The sequence below is a fragment of the Roseateles sp. genome, from assembly GCF_036486225.1.
Taxonomy (GTDB): Bacteria; Pseudomonadota; Gammaproteobacteria; order Burkholderiales; family Burkholderiaceae_C; genus Roseateles.
On record NZ_DASVNZ010000193.1, the window covers coordinates 1 to 16,927 of the forward strand.

Here is a 16,927-nt window from a genome sequence, read left to right on the forward strand (position 1 = left end):
GCGCTCGTCGCCACGCTGACCTTCGCGCCCAGGCGGCTCAGCGCCACCTGGCCGACCTCGCGCGCATCCTCCTCGTCGTCGACGAGCAGCACCCGCACCCCCGACAGGGTGTCCTCCGACAACTCCACCGGCTCGGCGCACGGCGGCGGCGCCAGCGCCTGGTCCTGCAGCATCGGCAGACGCAGCTCGAAGACCGCGCCGCCGCCCGGGCCCGGGCTGTCGGCGCTGATGCGGCCCTGGTGCAACTGCGCGATCGCGCGCGCGATCGCCAGGCCCAGGCCAAGGCCGCCGACCTTGCGCGTCTTCGAGCCGTCCTCCTGCCGCAGCCGGTCGAAAACGAAGGGCAGAAACTCCGGCGAGATGCCGCGTCCCGTGTCCCGCACGCGCAGCAGCGCACAGCCGTCCTCGATCTCGACGTGCACGTCGACGCTGCCGCCGCCCTCGGTGAACTTGATGGCGTTGCCGATCAGGTTCGTGAGCACCTGCGACAGGCGCTGCGCGTCGCCCGCGATCCACACCGCGTCGCCCGCATGGCAGTTCAGCGCCACGCCCTTGCCCTGCGCCTCGTGCAGCGCGCCCAGCACCGACTCCGACGCCAGCGCCGCCAGGTCCATCGGCGCCGTCTGCAGCACCAGCTTGCCCGCCGCGACCGCGCTCATGTCGAGCAGGTCGTTGATCATCCGCGCCTGCAGCTGCGCGTTGCGGCGGATCACCGTCGACGCCTTGCCCAGCAGCGGATGCGCATCCGAGAAGTTGGTCAGGATGTCCGCCCAGCCCGTGATCGCGCTCAGCGGCGAGCGCAGCTCGTGCGACAGCACCGCGAGGAACTGGTCCTTGAGCTCGTTGGCGCGCTCCGCCTCTTCCTTGCCTTGTCGCAGCGCCTGCTGCGCCTCGTAGGCCGGCGTCGAGTCCTTGATGATCTTGGAGAAGCCCGTCGTCGCCCCCGCGGCGCTGAACAGCGGCGTCACCACGCCCTCGGCGCGCAGCCGCGTGCCGTCCTGCCGCATCAGCCAGCGATCGTCGCGTGCCGCGCCCTGCGTCAGCGCCAGCGCGAGTTCGTTCTCCAGCACGCCCGCCGCGCGGTCCTCCGGCGTCAGCAGGATCTCCGCCGACATGCCGCGCACGGCGTCCAGCGCATGGCCGAAGATCGTCCCCGCCGCGCGGTTCCAGTCGCGGATGCGGCCCTCGGTGTCCAGCAGGATCACCGCATGATCCTGCAGCGAATCGACGACCCGCGCGTACAGCGCGTCGGCCTCGCGCAGCTGCGCCTCGACCTGCGTCTGCGCCTCGCGCTGGCGCACCTCGCGCAGCGCCCGGTCGATCGCGACCGGCAGCCGCGTCAGCCGGCCCTTCATCACGTAGTCGGTGGCGCCGCGCTTGAGCAGCTCCACCGTGTTCTCCTCGCCGATCACGCCCGACACGAAGATGAAGGGCGTGCCCGGCACCAGCCGCTGCGCCAGCGTCAGCGCCTCCGCGCCGGTGAAGCCGGGCAACTGGTAGTCGGACAGGATCAGGTCGAAACGCTGCGTCTCCAGCGCGCCCAGCAACTGCGGCTCGTCCTTCACCCAGGTCACCCGCGCGCGCGGATGCGTCGTCTCCAGCGACGCGAGCAGCAGCTCCGCGTCGAAGGTCGAATCTTCCAGCAGCAGGATCTCCAGCGGCGGGGACCCCGGCTCGCTTGGCGGCGGTGACGATTCAGTCATCGGTTCATTCGTAGCGGCGCGTGGCGCGCAGCGATCCGGGGGGCGGCTCGTTCAACACGGCCCAGAACACGCCCAGGTCCGCGATCGCGGTGACGAACTGCTTGAACTCCACCGGCTTCACGACATACGCGTTCACGCCCAGTTCATAGCTGTGGACCACGTCCGACTCCGTCTGCGACGAGGTCAGCATCACCACCGGAATGCTCTTCAGGTGCTCCGTCGCGCGCACGGTCTTGAGCACTTCCAGGCCGTTCACCTTGGGCAGCTTCAGGTCCAGCAGGACCACCGCCGGATTGCCTTCGGCGCGATCGGCGTGGACGCCTTCGCGGTTCAGGTAGTCCAGCGCCTCGGCGCCGTCGCGCACGATGATCACTTCATTGGCGAGCTGGCTGCGTTCCAGCGCGACCAGCGTCAGTTCGAGGTCGCGGGCGTCGTCTTCAACAAGCAGGATGGGCTTGAGCATGGCGTTCGGGGTCTGCGGGTCAGAAAAGGGAAGTGTCGGTCCGCGCGGCCCGTTCGGAGGCGTTCGCGGTGGGGCCGACAGAGGGGAGGGCCCCCGAGGGGGCGGGGGACGAAGCGAGGGAATCGGCCGACTGCGCTTCATGCATGGCGCGCGTCGGCAGGGTGAAACGGAAACGCGCGCCGCGGTCGGCTTCGCCCCAGGCCTCGACGTGGCCGCCGTGCCGCTCGACGATGCGGCGCACGCTCGCCAGGCCGATGCCGGTGCCTTCGAAGGACTCGCTCTGGTGCAGCCGCTGGAACACGCCGAACAGCTTGTTGACGTACTTCATCTGGAAGCCGACGCCGTTGTCCGAGATGCTCAGCCCGACGCCTTCCTCGGTGTCGATGCCGGCAATCTCGATGCGCGCCGGATCGCGCGGCCGCGTGTACTTGACGGCGTTGGCGACGAGGTTGCGGATGGCCACCTGCAGCAGCACCGGATCGCCCCACAGCCGCGGCAGCGGGCGTTGCACGGACCATTCGATGCGGCGGTCCTTGTTCAGCGTGGTCTGCTCCGCGATCAGATCGTCGATCAGGTGGCCGGTGTTGATCGAGCCGTGCTTGATCGCCGACCGTCCCATGCGCGAGAAGTCCAGCAAGGCGTCCACGAGTTGACCGGCGTGCGCGGAGGCCTCCTTCACGTGGGCCAGGTAGCGGCGGGAGCGCTCGGACAGCGCGCCGCCCTCCATCTCCAGCACGAGGTCGACGAAGCCCGCGATGTGGCGCATCGGCGCGCGCAGGTCGTGCGACACGGTGTAGGAGAAGGCTTCCAGCTCCTTGTTGACCCGGCCCAGTTCCATGGCGACCTCGGCCATTTCCTCGGCACGCCGCAGCACGATGCCGATCAGGGCCTGCCGCAGTTCCTGCACCGCATGCACCTCGCCCGGCGTCCAGGGCAGGGAGCGGCCGCTGACCTGCTGCTTCCAGCTCGCGAAGCTGCGGCGCGGATGCAGGCGCGAGTCCTCGCCGGTGGCCGATTCCTTGCGCGGATCGCCGGCCCAGACGATGGTCTGGACGATCTCCGGCCGGAACCAGACGATGTGGTGGCGATGCAGTTTGGAGATCGAGATCGCCAGCAGTCCGGCCGTCGATCCCAGCGGGTGGTCCTGGGCCTCTCCCAGCGACGACGCCTCCACCGGCAGGCGGTCGCTGTGCCAGACCTGGTCCACGCGGTTGCCCAGCCATTGGCCGAGCGCCAGCAGGGTCTCCCGGCCCGGCGTCTCCCCGACCGCCCAGCAGGTGTCGTTGAGGATCACCGCCGCGCCGGTGGCGCGAGCCAGGCGCAGCAGCGGACCGGGCTCCTCGACCAGGCGCTGCAGCGTGGCGTCGCTGTCGGACAGGTGCGAGACGATCGCCAGCGTCAGCTGCCGCAGGCGCAGCTGCTCGGTGACCTGCTCGTTTTCTTCCTTGGCCTCGATCTGCAGCGACAGCAGCTGCCCCAGATGCTCGCAGGCCATGCGTGTCTGCCAGGACAGCTGCTTCGGGTCGTGGTCGTGGCAGGACACCAGGCCCCACAGCTTGCCGCCGACGATGATGGACACCGACATCGACGCCAGCGTCCGCATGTTGCGCATGTACTCGAGGTGCACCGGCGACACGCTGCGCAGCGCGGCCTGCGACAGGTCCAGCGCGGTGCCGTCGCGACCGTCGACGAAGCGCACCGGCACCGGCTTGTAATGCGCGTCGGCGATCAGCCGGATGTGGTTGATGCGGTAGAGCTCGCGCGCCTGCGGCGGGATGTCCGAGCCCGGGAAGCGGTGGCCGGCGTAGGCGTCGTAACCCGGCTCGATCGCTTCGGCGAGCACCTCGCCGTGGCCGTCCGCGTCGAACCGGTAGGCCAGGCAGCGGCCGAAGCCGGTCAGCCGCTTCATCTCCGCCACCACCACGCGGCAGAGCTCGGTCACCGCGGCGGTGCGCTGCATCATCGGCACGAGGTGGCGCGCCAGGCTGTAGATCGGCGCCCGGTTGCCGGCGTCCTCGGTGTCGGATTCGAGTTCGAGGTAGGCGAGCCCGCCGATGCGGTGGCCCGACACGTGCAGGCGACGGGAGGCTATCGTCAGCGTGCCGCAGGAGACGGGACCTTCCCCGTCGACCAGGCCGGGGCGCATGCCGCCGACCGCGTCCAGCACGCCCTCGATGCGCGCGGGCAGCATGTCCGGCGTGGACGACAGCAGCGTCGCCCAGTTCTCGCTGAACGCGACCAGGCCGCCGCTGCGCCAGTCCACCGCGGCCAGCCAGCCGTGCGGCTGGATCGCGCCGGGCACGCGGATCGGCTCGCTCGCGCACTGCGCGATCTGCAGGTCCGTCGGGGAGGGCACCAGCGCGTCGGTGTTCATCATGACCTCGGAGGCGCTGCCGGGACCGACGTGGGGGTGGATGTGGCGGCGGCAGGGTGGCCCGCCGCATCGACCGGGGCGAAGGTCGAGATCAACGCCTGGAAGGTGTCCACCGCGGCCTCGCAGGCGGCGGCGCGGTCGTCCTCCGTGCTGCCGGCCTCGACCTGGGCGAGCTGGCGGAACTCGCGCCACATCGCGCCGGTCCGCGCGCCGAAGCCGTGGAAGTAGGCCGTGCCGTGCTCCGGGGTCAGGCCGTGCGCGGCCAGCAGCTTCGGTGTCAGCACCTGGCCGCCGAGCGCCGAGCCCTCAATGACGTAGAGCGATCCGATCGCCGCCGCCGGCGAGTCCAGGCGCAGCCCGTGCTGCGCCGCGAGGGCCGAGGCGCGCATCGCGTCGTCCACGTCCTGCGCGCCGTTCCCGGGCAGCTCCAGCGCGGCGAGGTCGCGCGCGGCGAAGGGCGAGCGCACCCGGGCGTCGAACCACGGGCGCAGGCGATCGGGCAAGGCCTGGCGTACGCGCGGTTCCCAGAGCTGCAGGAACTCATGGAAGCCGCGCAGGATGCGGCCGTAGCGCGTCAGCGGCATCGGCGCCTCCAGCCGGAGCAGCGACTCGATGTCGTCATGCAACGGCCCCGTGCAGCGGCGCAGGCGGGGGAGCAGGTCGGTCTCGATCGTGGCGTCGGTCGTCGTCATGTAGCGGGGAGAGGCAAGCCGGATGCGCAGCCCGGAACGGGCACCTTGCAGCCTTGCCGCAAGCCCGTTCCGCGAAGGCGCGGATTATGGTCAGAAAGGCGCAGGGCAAACATCCGTCCCGCCCCCTACGGACGAGGGGTCCGGCGCGGTCCCGAGATCCCGGCAAGAATGTCGGACCGTCCTTCAGAGGGAAGGGGATGGGGGAGGCACGCCGTTTGCCGAGTCTTCCCGATTCGCCTAATCGCACGTCCGTCGTGTGACGGCTCATGCCGCGCACGGCGGCCTTCCTCCGTGGACCTCTTGCCGCAGGGTTTGCCAATGTCTCCCCACGCCGTCATCGTCGACGACAACCTCGAGTCCAGCGAAACGCTGGGCATCCTCCTTGAGCTGGAGGGCTACAGCGCCGCCACCGCCGGGACCTTGCGCGAGGCGCGACAGCGCATTGCTGAACACCGGCCGGATGTGCTGATCCTGGACCGCGCGCTGCCGGACGGGCAGGGGATGGATTTCCTGACCGAGGCGCTGCTGCAGGGGCCGATGACGGTCGTGATGCTGACGGGGACGTCGGATCCGGGGGATGCCGCCGAGGCGATCCGTCGTGGCGCGAGTGCCTATCTGGTCAAACCGGCGACGATCGATCAGCTCAAGGAAGTGCTCGACCGCGCGTCGCAGGCCAACCGCCAGGCGGCTTGAAGGCAATACCCGACCCCCGAACCTCTCGGTGCGCGGCCGTCGAAGGACGGTGCTGCGTCGGTGTATGGGGGAAGGGTTTTCGCGGCGGAGCCGGGAAAATCTTTCTCCCATACGGACCCAGAGACGTGGAAGGGGAGAGGGCCTCCGTACTTCCACCTCAGCTGGCCCTCACTCCCGCCCTCTCCCGCAAGCGGGAGAGGGAGTAAGACATCAGCGGAAGTCGTCGAGCTGGATCCCGTGCCGGTGCAGCTTGTCGTAGAGCGTCTTGCGCGGCGTGCCGAGCAATTCCATGGCTGCCGGCACCTTGCCGCCTGAGCGGCGCAGGGCCTGCTCGATGAGCGCCTTCTCGACCATCTCCATCTGGCGCGCCAGTGCCAGATTGGGTACCGCCTGGATTGCGGCCGAGGAGTCGAGATCGTCGAGCGCCAGCACGAAGCGGTCGGCCGCGTTGCGGATCTCGCGCACGTTGCCGGGCCAGTCGTGGGCCATCAGTTCGCGCAGCTTCTCGGGTGTCAGTTCCGGCGCGTCGCGCTCATAGCGCTTGCAAGCCTGGGCGACGAAGTGCTCGAACAGCAGCGGGATGTCCTCGCGGCGCTCGCGCAGCGGCGGCAGCAGCAGCGTGGCGATGTTGAGCCGGTAGTACAGGTCGCTGCGGAACTGTCCGCGCTCGCCCATCTCCTTCAGGTCGGCCTTGCTGGCCGCGATGAAGCGGACGTTGATGACCTGCTCCTCGTTGGAACCGAGCCGTTCGACACGGCGTTCCTGCAGCACGCGCAGCAGCTTGATCTGCAGCGCGACCGGCATGGTCTCGATCTCGTCGAGCAGCAGCGTGCCGCCGTTGGCGTGTTCGATCTTGCCGATGCGGCGCTTGCCCGCCGAGGTGAACGCGCCGGACTCGTGGCCGAAGAGCTCGCTCTCGAACAGCGCTTCCGGCAGCCCGCCGCAATTGATCGCGACGAAGTTGCGATCGCGGCGCGGGCTCTGGTCGTGCAGGCAGCGCGCGACCAGTTCCTTGCCGGTGCCGGTCTCGCCGAGGATCATCACATCGGCCGAGGTCGAGGCCAGGTTGAGCACCTGACGCCGCAGCTGCTGCATCGCGCCCGACTTGCCGAGCAGCGCTGCCTCGATGCCGCTGGCCGCCGACAGCTGCGCGCGCAGCTCGTCGGCCGAATGGCGGATCAGCCGCAGGTCCAGCGCGCGCCGCGCCGTGTCGAGCAATCGCTCCGGCGCGAAGGGCTTCTCGATGAAGTCGTAGGCGCCGTTGCGCATCGCCTGCACGGCCATGTTCACGTCGCCGTGCGCGGTGATCAGGATCACCGGGATCTGCGGATCGGTCGCCTGCACGTGCGCCAGCAGCGCGCGGCCGTCCATGCCGGGCAGCCGCACGTCGGTGATGACGATGACCTGCGCGCCGGGCTGCACATGCGGCAGCGCCTCCTCGGCCGAGCGGCACGGCACCACCGCCAGCCCCTCGAGTTCCAGCGTCTGGGTCAGGCTGACCCGCACCGGCAGGTCGTCCTCGACGAACACGACCTTGTAGCCCTCAAACATACTGCCCCTCCTCGGCCTGCCAGGTGTCGACCTCCAGGTCGAACTCGAAACACATGCCATGGTCCAGGCGGTGCGCCCGCAGCGCGCCGCCGAACTCGTGGACGATCTTTGAAGAGATCACCAATCCCAACCCCAGGCCTTCGCCCGCCGGCTTGGTGGTGAAGAACGGCTCGAACAGCCGCGGCAGCAGCGATTCGCTCAGACCCGGTCCGGTGTCCAGCACCTGCACGCGCACGCGCCGGCCGTCCTCCGCCGGCACGGCCGCGACGCGCAGCCGGCGTTCGTGACCGTCTTCCGCGTGATGCGCCGGCTCCGACGCGATCGCGTCGATGCCGTTGGCCAGCAGGTTCACCAGCACCTGCTCCAGCCGGTTGGATTCGGCGCTGACGCGCAGCCCCGGCGGCACGTCGACCTCCACGGGCAGGCCCAGCTGACGCGTGCGGTGCTCCAGCAGCAGTCGCGCGTTGTTCACGCTCGCCAGCAGCGACACCGCCGTGCGCGAGGGCTCCGCCTTGCGGGCGAAGCTCTTGAGCTGGCGCGTGATCTGACCCATCCGCTCGACCATGTCGTCCATCGTCTGCAGGTTGTCCGCGACCGCTTGCGTGCGGCCGGCCTCCAGCAACCTCTGCGAATTCCGTGCCAGCGCGCGCAACGCCGTCAGCGGCTGGTTGACTTCATGCGACAGGCCCGCCGACATCTGCCCCAGCACCGCCAGTTTGCTGGTCTGCAGCAGCTCGCCCTCGGCCTGCCGGCGCTGCGCGATCTGGTCGAGCAGTTCTTCGTTGGTCTGGCGGAGTTCCGCCGTGCGTTCGTCGACGATCAGCTCCAGCTGCGCATGCGCGTTCTGCAATTCCGTCTTCGCGTGGAAGAGCTGCCGCAGCGCGCGCCGCCGCGACGCGAGGTAGAGCAGCAGCATCCCGATCGCCGCGCCGAAGGCCGCGCCGCTCCACGCAGCCAGCCGTGCCTGTCGCCGCACTTCCGACAGGTCCGACAGGGCGAGCAGGCGCACGCCCAGCGGCAGCAGCTGCCGCTCCTGCGCCAGCAGCGTCGTGCTGGCCGGCGCGGGCGCCCGCACCAGCAGGCTGTTGTAGGCCTCCAGCGCGCCGGGCAGGCCCAGGTCCGGTCCGATCCGCGGGTAACGCGCGCTGGCCTGCAGGCGGTCGCGTTCGGACGCGTCGGCGCGGTTGAGCACCGCGTAGCGCCAGTCCTCGACCGAGCTCATGATCACCACACCCTGGTCGTCCGAGACCAGGATGCGTTCCCCCTGCGAGCGCAGGCCCAGGTCCACCCAGGTCGACTCCAGCGGCGCCAGGTTGAGCTTCACGACGATCACGCCCTGCAGCTGCTGGTTGCGCCGCAGCGGGTGCAGCAGGAAGAAGTTGGTCGAGCCGCTCAGCCCCGACTGGCCGGCGTCTGAGGCGAAGAAGTGGTGCCGGTCCTGCTCGATCGCCTGCTGCAGCCGCAGCGGCGGGGTCAGCGGCTCGCTCGAGGCCAGCACGCGGCCTTCCGGATCGGCGACGAAGATCTGCGTCGTCCCCGCGCGCACGTTGACCCGCGCCAGCAGCAGGCTGGCGGCCTTGCGCCGGGCTTCGTCGTCGGGATGCTCGATCAGCCGGGACACGTCGCCGTCGATGGCCAGCAGGCTGGGCAGGTAGGCGTGGCGGCCCAGTTCGGTCTGCAGGTTGGACGCGTAAAGCTCGAGACGTTCGGTCGCCAGCGCGCTCAACTGGTCCAGACTCGCGCGTTCGCTGAAGCGGTGGCCCAGCAGCAGGCCCAGCAGCATCAGCACGCCGGTCAGGTAGAGGTAGAAGGTCGGCCGGCCGAGGAAGTACGCCAGCCGCTGGCGGGCCGATGTCGGGGCGAAGGAGGAGGAGGCGACCGAGGGCATGGGAGACGAAAAATCGACGCCCAGTGTGCCCAACTTGGCGCATGCCTTGCACCCGGCGCGGCGGCTTTTTTGTGACTGGCGAGGAATCGCCCGGCTGGCTAGGCGGTTTGTGCGGATTTCCGCACCCCGTTGCGTCGCCGAGACTGGGAACACAACGCCGGCTTGCGCGCACGGATGTCGCCTTGTCGGTGAATACCCTTGAAACGCGGCGCTTGGCACGGGGGTTGCACCCCGAAGCGCCGTCACGCGGTGCGAGCCGCGTCCAACTACATGCTGGGGCCTTATGGAGATACTTTTTCAGCAGATCATCAACGGCCTGGTGCTGGGGAGCATGTATGCCCTCGTCGCACTGGGTTACACGATGGTCTACGGCATCATCAACCTCATCAACTTCGCCCACGGCGACGTGCTGATGGTGGGGGCGCTCGTCAGCTGGACCGTGGTCACGGCGCTGGCGTCGCTGGGCCTGCCCGGGTGGGTGCTGATGCTGGCCGCGCTGGTGTGCGCGATCCTGGTCTGCACGCTGCTGAACTACACGATCGAGAAGATCGCCTACCGGCCGCTGCGCAGCGCGCCCAGACTGGCGCCGCTGATCACCGCCATGGGCATGTCGCTGCTGCTGCAGACGCTGGCCATGATCATCTGGAAGCCGAATCCCAAGCCCTTCCCGCAGCTGCTGCCGGCGGACCCGATCCACATCGGCGGCGCCGTGATCACGGTGACGCAGATCGTGATCCTGGTGACCACCGTCGTGATCCTGGGCGGCCTGCTGTTCCTGGTGAACCACACCAAGATGGGCCGCGCGATGCGCGCCACGGCCGAGAACCCGCGCGTGGCCTCGCTGATGGGCGTCAAGCCTGACGCGGTGATCTCGCTGACCTTCATCATCGGCGCCGCGCTGGCCGCGGTGGCCGGCCTGATGTGGGCCGCCAACTACGGCACCGCGCAGCACACCATGGGCGTGCTGCCGGGCCTGAAGGCCTTCACCGCCGCGGTGGTGGGCGGCATCGGCAACCTGGCCGGCGCGATGGTCGGCGGGGTGCTGCTGGGCCTGATCGAGGCCATCGGCGCGGGCTACCTCGGCGACTGGACCGGCGGCGTGCTGGGCAGCCATTACTCCGACATCTTCGCCTTCATCGCGCTGATCCTGGTGCTGACCCTGCGGCCGTCCGGCCTGCTGGGCGAACGTGTCGCCGACCGCGCCTGAGGAGCCGTCCATGTTCCAGACCAAATCCTCCAAGCTGATCACCTTCCTGATCGCCGGCGTGCTGCTGCTGGTGCTGCCGCTGTTCACGCAGCAGTTCGGCAACGGCCCGGTCCGCATCATCGACCTGGCCCTGCTGTACGTGCTGCTGGCCCTGGGCCTGAACATCGTGGTCGGCTACGCCGGCCTGCTCGACCTGGGCTACGTCGCGTTCTACGCGGTGGGCGCGTATCTCTTCGCGCTGCTCAACAGCCCGCACCTGTCGGAGAACTTCGAGCACATCGCCGCGGCCTTCCCCAACGGGCTGCACCTGCCGCTGCTGCTGGCGATCGCGCTGGCGGCGCTGCTCGCAGGCCTGTTCGGCGTGCTGCTGGGCGCGCCGACGCTCAAGCTGCGCGGCGACTACCTGGCCATCGTGACGCTGGGCTTCGGCGAGATCATCCGGGTGTTCCTGAACAACATGGAATATCCGCTGAACATCACCAACGGCCCGCGCGGCATCGGCCAGATCGACGGCGTGCATTTCCTGGGCTTCGAGTTCAGCCAGAACCACGAGATCCTGGGCTTCACCGTCAACTCGGTGACGATGTACTACTACCTGTTCCTGGCGCTGGTGGTCGGCTCGGTGCTGGTCTGCTACCGGCTGGAGAACTCGCGCATCGGCCGTGCCTGGATGGCCATCCGCGAGGACGAGATCGCCGCCAAGGCCATGGGCATCAACACCCGCAACATGAAGCTGCTGGCCTTCGGCATGGGCGCCACCTTCGGCGGCGTGTCGGGCTCGATGTTCGGTGCGTTCCAGGGCTTCGTCTCGCCGGAATCGTTCAGCCTGCAGGAGTCGATCATGATCGTGGCCATGGTGGTGCTGGGCGGCATCGGCCACATCCCCGGCGTGATCCTGGGCGCGCTGCTGCTGGCCGCGCTGCCGGAAGTGCTGCGCTACGTCGCGGGCCCGCTGCAGCAGATGACCGACGGCCGTCTGGACGCGTCCATCCTGCGTCAGCTGCTGGTGGCGCTGGCCATGATCGTGATCATGCTGATGCGTCCGCGCGGCCTGTGGCCGTCGCCCGAGCACGGCAAGTCCCGGCCGCTGCCGCCGGGCGCGCAGCCGCCCGCGAATGCCGGCAATGCCATCAACGCCACCTGACCTGCGCCAGGAGCAAGAACCAATGACTGAAACCGTACTGAAAGTGGCCGGCGCCTCCAAGCGCTTCGGCGGTCTGCAGGCGCTGTCGGATGTGGGCATCGAGATCAAGAAGGGTCAGGTCTACGGCCTGATCGGCCCCAACGGCGCCGGCAAGACGACCTTCTTCAACGTGATCACCGGGCTGTACGTGCCCGACGGCGGCACCTTCGAGCTGGGCGGCCAGGCCTACAAGCCGCAGGCGGTGCATCAGGTCGCCAAGACCGGCATCGCGCGGACCTTCCAGAACATCCGGCTGTTCGCCGACATGACCGCGTTGGAGAACGTGATGGTCGGGCGCCATGTGCGCACGCACTCGGGCCTGATCGGCGCGGTGCTGCGCACGCCGGGCTTCAAGAAGGAAGAGGCCGAGATCACCGCCCGCGCCCGCGAGCTGCTGGACTACGTCGGCATCGGCCGGCACGCCGACTTCAAGGCGCGCACGCTGTCCTACGGCGACCAGCGCCGCCTTGAGATCGCCCGCGCCCTGGCCACCGATCCCAAGCTGATCGCGCTGGACGAGCCCGCGGCCGGCATGAACGCGACCGAGAAGGTCGTGCTGCGCGAGCTGATCGACCGCATCCGCAACGACGGCCGCACCATCCTGCTGATCGAGCACGACGTGAAGCTGGTGATGGGCCTGTGCGACCACGTGTCGGTGCTGGACTACGGCAAGCTCATCGCGTCCGGCACGCCCGCGGAAGTGCAGCGCAATCCGAAGGTGATCGAGGCCTACCTCGGCGCCCACGCGGCTGAAGCGGCCCACGCGGCCCCCTGATCCCGACCCATGGAAATCGAAAAGATGGCAGACAACATCCTCCTCCAGGTCGAGGGCCTCAAGGTCGCGTACGGCGGGATCCAGGCGGTCAAGGGCGTGGACTTCGACGTGCGCCAGGGCGAGCTCGTCTCGCTGATCGGCGCCAACGGCGCGGGCAAGACCACCACGCTCAAGGCCATCACCGGGCTGCAGCCGCTCAACGTCGGCGACGTCAAGTTCATGGGCCGCTCGATCAAGGGCCAGGGCGCCTGGGACCTGGCCAAGCAGGGCCTGGTGATGGTCCCCGAAGGCCGCGGCACGTTCACCCGCATGACGATCACCGAGAACCTGCAGATGGGCGCGTTCATCCGCAAGGACAAGGAGATCGAGGCCGACATCGAGAAGGTCTTCGGCCTGTTCCCGCGGCTCAAGGAGCGTCGCAACCAGCTCGCCGGCACCATGTCCGGCGGCGAGCAGCAGATGCTGGCCATGGGCCGCGCGCTGATGGCGCGTCCCAAGCTGCTGCTGCTGGACGAGCCGTCGATGGGCCTGTCGCCGATCATGGTCGACAAGATCTTCGAGGTGGTGAACGACATCCACAAGCAGGGCGTGACGGTGCTGCTGGTCGAGCAGAACGCCAGCCGCGCGCTGGAGCTGGCCAATCGCGGCTACGTGATGGAGTCGGGCGCGATCACCATGCAGGGCGACGGCAGGACGCTGCTGAACGATCCGAAGGTGCGCGCGGCCTACCTGGGCGAGTGAACCTCGGCGAGTCAGCCTGGACGAGCAGGCCGGCCCGCGAGCCGCACGCATGACGACAAGGGGCCCGCGAGGGCCCCTTGTGCCTTTCAGGGTTCCCCGGGGCGGTCCCGGGGCACCATCGCCAGGTACTCGTCGATCCGGCCGCCGTCCAGCGGCTTGACCATCACGCGCAGTTCGTTGACGCGCTGACCCATCGTGAGGCCGTCGCGGCGGCGGACCTCGACGAAGCCCCGGCGCTCCCAGAAGCGCTCCGCGCGGTGGTTGCCGACGACGACGCCCAAGCGCACCCACCGGGCCCCGTTGCGCTGCATCCAGCGCTCCAGCTCCGCGTAGATCTCCCGTGCGGCCGGGGAGCCGTGCAGCGAGGTCGCGACGATGAAGAGTCCGACCAGCCAGACCCGGGGCGCCATCAGGTCCGAGACCAGCGAGGCCATCGCGACCAGTTCGCCGTCGTCGTCGACGTAACCCAGCAACCGTTTGGCGCTGAAGCTCCAGCCCTCGGGCGGCAGGTCGCGGATCTCCTCGCGGGCTTCGTCGGGGCGGGGTGGGGTGCCGTTGACCTGTTCGAAGTACAGCGGATTGCGCTCGTAGAACCGTTGGAGCAGGTCCTCATCGCTGGCCTGGAGTTCTAGCACACGGACATGGGGCAGCAAGGAGGAGGGCGGGAGGGGAATCGGCATCGGCGGGGTCCACGCGCCGGTGCGTCGAGGCGCCGGCCATCGTAAAGATCACCGAGCGTACCAAACGGCGCGGGCGACGAAACCCCGCGTCTGACTTCCCCCGAAGGTGGGGGACGGGTCTTGCGCAACGGTCGCCCCACCCCCTTTGGAAGGGCGGGGCGACCGTTCTGGCCTTACTGGCGGATGAAGGCCAGCAGGTCGGCGTTGACGCGGTCCTTGTGGGTGTCGGTCAGGCCGTGCGGTGCGCCGGCATAGACCTTCAGCACCGAGCCCTTGATCAGCTTGGCCGAAGCGCGGCCGGCGGCGTCGATTGGCACGATCTGGTCGTCGTCGCCGTGGATGATCAGCGTCGGCTTGTCGAACTTCTTCAGGTCTTCGGTGAAGTCCGTTTCGGAGAACGCCTTGATCGAGTCGTAGGTGTTCTTGTGGCCGCCTTGCATGCCCTGGAACCACCAGTTGTCGATCAGGCCCTGCGAGACCTTGGCGCCCGGGCGGTTGAAGCCGTAGAACGGGCCGGCGGGGATGTCCTTGTAGAGCTGCGAACGGTTGTCCAGCTGCGCCTTGCGGATGCCGTCGAAGACCGCGATGGGCAGGCCGCCGGGGTTCTTGTCGGACTTGACCATGAGGGGCGGGACGGCCGAGATCAGCACCGCCTTGGCCACGCGCGAGGTGCCGTGACGGCCGATGTAGCGCGCCACCTCGCCGCCGCCGGTGGAGAAGCCGACCAGCACGGCGTTCTTCAGGTTCAGCGTCTCGATGACGGTGGCCAGGTCGTCGGCGTAATGGTCCATGTCGTTGCCGTCCCAGGGCTGGCTGGAGCGGCCGTGGCCGCGGCGGTCATGGGCGATGACGCGGTAGCCCTGGTCGGCCAGGAAGATCATCTGCGATTCCCAGCTGTCGGAGTTCAGCGGCCAGCCGTGGCTGAACACGATGGGCTGACCGTTCTTCGGGCCCCAGTCCTTGTAGTAGAGCTGCACGCCGTCCTTGGTCGTGATGTAGGAACCCGAGGGCTGCGCGCTGACGATGGGCGCCGGCGAGGGCTTGGCGCCGGCGGCGAAGGCTGGCGTGGCGACTGCGCCGGCAACGGCGACGGCGAGCGTCGAGAGGACCAGCAGTTGACGACGCGATTGGCGGGCGAGGGTGGCGATGGCGTTCATGGTGGGCTCCTTCGGGTGGGTGTGAGAAAGCGTGGTTGGTGGTGGGTGAGGGGGTGTCGGGTATTCGAGTTGCTTGCTAATAATTAGTGCACGAAGTAAATGGGGCGAGAATCGGTGGATCTGCCGGTGTTCGTCGATGGGGCGCTCAGCCGGCCTTGCGGGCCATGCGTTCGCGCAGGACCAGGAGGCGGTCGCGGAGTTCGATCAGTTCGGAGAGGTCCGAATCCGACGCGTCCACGATGCACTGCGGCAGATGCGTCGAGCGCTTGCGCAGCGCGCGACCGGCGTCGGTCAGCGTGATCAGCACCTGGCGTTCGTCCTGCGGCGAGCGGTCGCGGCTGACCAGGCCCGCCGTTTCCAGCCGCTTGAGCAGCGGGGTCACGGTGGGGGAGTCGAGGAACACACGCGACGCGATCTCGCCGACGGTCAGGCCGTCGCGTTCCCACAGCACCAGCATCACGAGGTACTGGGGGTAGGTGAGATCGAGGTCCTTCAGCAGTTCGCGGTAGACCTTGTTCAGCCCCAGCATCGTCGAGTAGATCGCGAAGCAGAGCTGTTGATCGATCTCCAGCGGCGGGCAGGCGGCGACGGCGCCGGTCTGCTTCTGCTGCTTGGGGGTGGAGGTGCGTGCCATGGAATGAACTTTAATTCGCATGCAAATTAATTGCAAGCGAAATTATTGTCGACGGACGCCGATGGCTCGCAAAGGGGGACAACGGTGACACCCGGCCCAGGCTCAGTCCGCCTTGCGCGTGCAGAAGAACTCCCACACCGACTTCGGCTTGCCGTAGCGGCTGAGCGTGCGCTTGTCGAGGTGCTCGATGTCGAAACACGCGGCGAGCACGTCCTCGATCTTCCCGCGGGTGAAGAACTGCTTGGCGACACCGTCGACGACCGTGAGCGCCCATGAGGACGCGTCGTCCGGGGCGCCGTAGTGCCAGTCGTCCTCGGCGTTGACGCAGCCGATCAGCCGGCCGCCCGGCGCCAGCACGCGGGCGATCTCGCACAACGCGCGTTGCGTGTCGTCGTGATCGAAGTAGTGCAGCGAGAGCTGCGCGACGGCCAGGTCGAATTCGCCGTCGGCCAGCATCGGCATCGCGCGCACATCGGCCAGCACGTGCCGCGCCCGCGGCGACTGCCGCCGGCAACGCGCGAGCGCCTCGGCGGAGATGTCGATGCCGGTGACCTCGACGCCCAGCTCCAGCAACGCGGCCGTCTCCCAGCCGTCGCCGCAGCCGATGTCCAGCGCGCGACGCACGCCGGGCAGGCGGTGCTGCCAGCCGCTCAGCCAGGCTTCGTCCCGACTCAGCGTCTGTGCGGCGTAGCGGCGGTCCCAGACGTCCGATGCAGGCTCGGCCGGGACGCTCGCGTCGCTCGGCAACGCGGCCGCGAGTGGGATGGACGGTGTGGGAAGTGTGAGAGTTGTGTGAGTTGTGGGAGTTGTTCGGGAGGTCGAAGGATCGCCGGGACCCGGCGTCTCGTCGTCCTGGCGGGCGGGGTGATCCGGCGATGGGACGTTCATGGCGGCGAGCCTACCGCGAGTCCGGGCCGTGCTCCGCGGCGGCGCGCGTTGTCACCCCGATACAGGCGACAGGTCCGCCGCGCCGTCTTGCCGGCCCAGGGCGCGCACTTCTTCACGTGCCAACGGCGATCGCGGGCGCTTCCCCCCTTGAGGGCGAGCGGCCGCGGTCGCCTTTCCCTTTAGCGTGTCGACCGTCGCGCGGCGTCAAGAGGAAAGACGTCGCGCGATGTCGGTGTTCCCGCCCCGCGATCGCGGCAATTCAACCAGCAATCCCATGAAGAAACAGTCGTTCGTCCCC

Annotated in this window: 15 protein-coding genes; 5 read left to right on the forward strand and 10 right to left on the reverse strand. The window is 68.9% G+C overall.

What is annotated here, in order from left to right; translation table 11 throughout:
• The 4 genes from VF536_RS13515 to VF536_RS13530 form a co-directional block, all read right to left on the reverse strand.
• On the reverse strand, positions 1–1,703 hold a 1,703-nt coding region (locus tag VF536_RS13515; protein ID WP_331615372.1), incomplete at its 3' end, for a hybrid sensor histidine kinase/response regulator.
• A 4-nt stretch (positions 1,704–1,707) separates the two neighbouring features.
• Positions 1,708–2,166 (reverse strand): response regulator, encoded by a 459-nt coding sequence (locus VF536_RS13520; protein ID WP_331615373.1) that lies wholly within the window; start codon positions 2,164–2,166, stop codon positions 1,708–1,710.
• A 19-nt stretch (positions 2,167–2,185) separates the two neighbouring features.
• Positions 2,186–4,540 (reverse strand): ATP-binding protein, encoded by a 2,355-nt coding sequence (locus VF536_RS13525; protein WP_331615374.1) that lies wholly within the window; start codon positions 4,538–4,540, stop codon positions 2,186–2,188.
• Positions 4,540–5,232 carry a biliverdin-producing heme oxygenase gene (locus tag VF536_RS13530; RefSeq protein WP_331615375.1) on the reverse strand — a complete coding sequence of 231 codons (693 nt, stop codon included), beginning with the start codon at positions 5,230–5,232 and terminating at the stop codon, positions 4,540–4,542. The genes VF536_RS13525 and VF536_RS13530 overlap by 1 nt, the downstream gene beginning before the upstream one ends.
• A 318-nt stretch (positions 5,233–5,550) precedes the next feature.
• Between VF536_RS13530 and VF536_RS13535 the strand changes: the two genes are divergently transcribed.
• Positions 5,551–5,925: a response regulator gene (locus VF536_RS13535; protein WP_331615376.1), complete on the forward strand. Its 375-nt coding sequence runs from the start codon at positions 5,551–5,553 to the stop codon at positions 5,923–5,925.
• A gap of 210 nt (positions 5,926–6,135) precedes the next feature.
• Here VF536_RS13535 and VF536_RS13540 read toward each other — a convergent pair whose 3' ends face one another.
• Positions 6,136–7,476 carry a sigma-54 dependent transcriptional regulator gene (locus VF536_RS13540; protein WP_331615377.1) on the reverse strand — a complete coding sequence of 447 codons (1,341 nt, stop codon included), beginning with the start codon at positions 7,474–7,476 and terminating at the stop codon, positions 6,136–6,138.
• On the reverse strand, positions 7,469–9,364 hold the full coding sequence (locus tag VF536_RS13545; RefSeq protein ID WP_331615379.1) for a sensor histidine kinase: 1,896 nt from the start codon (positions 9,362–9,364) through the stop codon (positions 7,469–7,471). The genes VF536_RS13540 and VF536_RS13545 overlap by 8 nt, the downstream gene beginning before the upstream one ends.
• A 283-nt stretch (positions 9,365–9,647) precedes the next feature.
• Here VF536_RS13545 and VF536_RS13550 point away from each other — a divergent pair, with 283 nt between their 5' ends.
• The 4 genes from VF536_RS13550 to VF536_RS13565 are packed head-to-tail and all read left to right on the forward strand — an operon-like array spanning position 9,648 to position 13,270.
• Positions 9,648–10,571 (forward strand): branched-chain amino acid ABC transporter permease, encoded by a 924-nt coding sequence (locus VF536_RS13550; protein ID WP_088403807.1) that lies wholly within the window; start codon positions 9,648–9,650, stop codon positions 10,569–10,571.
• 10 nt (positions 10,572–10,581) lie between these two features.
• Positions 10,582–11,715 carry an ABC transporter permease subunit gene (locus tag VF536_RS13555; RefSeq protein ID WP_331615380.1) on the forward strand — a complete coding sequence of 378 codons (1,134 nt, stop codon included), beginning with the start codon at positions 10,582–10,584 and terminating at the stop codon, positions 11,713–11,715.
• A 22-nt stretch (positions 11,716–11,737) separates the two neighbouring features.
• Positions 11,738–12,529: an ABC transporter ATP-binding protein gene (locus VF536_RS13560; protein WP_331615381.1), complete on the forward strand. Its 792-nt coding sequence runs from the start codon at positions 11,738–11,740 to the stop codon at positions 12,527–12,529.
• A gap of 24 nt (positions 12,530–12,553) precedes the next feature.
• Positions 12,554–13,270, forward strand: a complete 717-nt coding sequence (locus tag VF536_RS13565; RefSeq protein ID WP_331615382.1) for an ABC transporter ATP-binding protein — start codon at positions 12,554–12,556, stop codon at positions 13,268–13,270.
• A gap of 86 nt (positions 13,271–13,356) precedes the next feature.
• Here the strand turns inward: VF536_RS13565 and VF536_RS13570 are convergent, their stop codons facing one another.
• The 4 genes from VF536_RS13570 to VF536_RS13585 all read right to left on the reverse strand — a co-directional run bounded on the left by VF536_RS13570 (position 13,357) and on the right by VF536_RS13585 (position 16,488).
• Complete coding sequence (locus VF536_RS13570) at positions 13,357–13,950, reverse strand: GNAT family N-acetyltransferase (RefSeq protein ID WP_331615383.1); 594 nt, start codon at positions 13,948–13,950, stop codon at positions 13,357–13,359.
• Positions 13,951–14,123: 173 nt separating this feature from the next.
• Positions 14,124–15,107 carry an alpha/beta hydrolase gene (locus VF536_RS13575; RefSeq protein ID WP_331615384.1) on the reverse strand — a complete coding sequence of 328 codons (984 nt, stop codon included), beginning with the start codon at positions 15,105–15,107 and terminating at the stop codon, positions 14,124–14,126.
• Positions 15,108–15,252: 145 nt separating this feature from the next.
• Positions 15,253–15,741, reverse strand: a complete 489-nt coding sequence (locus VF536_RS13580; protein WP_331615385.1) for a MarR family transcriptional regulator — start codon at positions 15,739–15,741, stop codon at positions 15,253–15,255.
• A gap of 102 nt (positions 15,742–15,843) precedes the next feature.
• Positions 15,844–16,488, reverse strand: coding sequence for a class I SAM-dependent methyltransferase (locus VF536_RS13585; protein ID WP_331615386.1), 645 nt, complete (start codon positions 16,486–16,488; stop codon positions 15,844–15,846).
• Between the last annotated feature and the right edge of the window lie 439 nt (positions 16,489–16,927).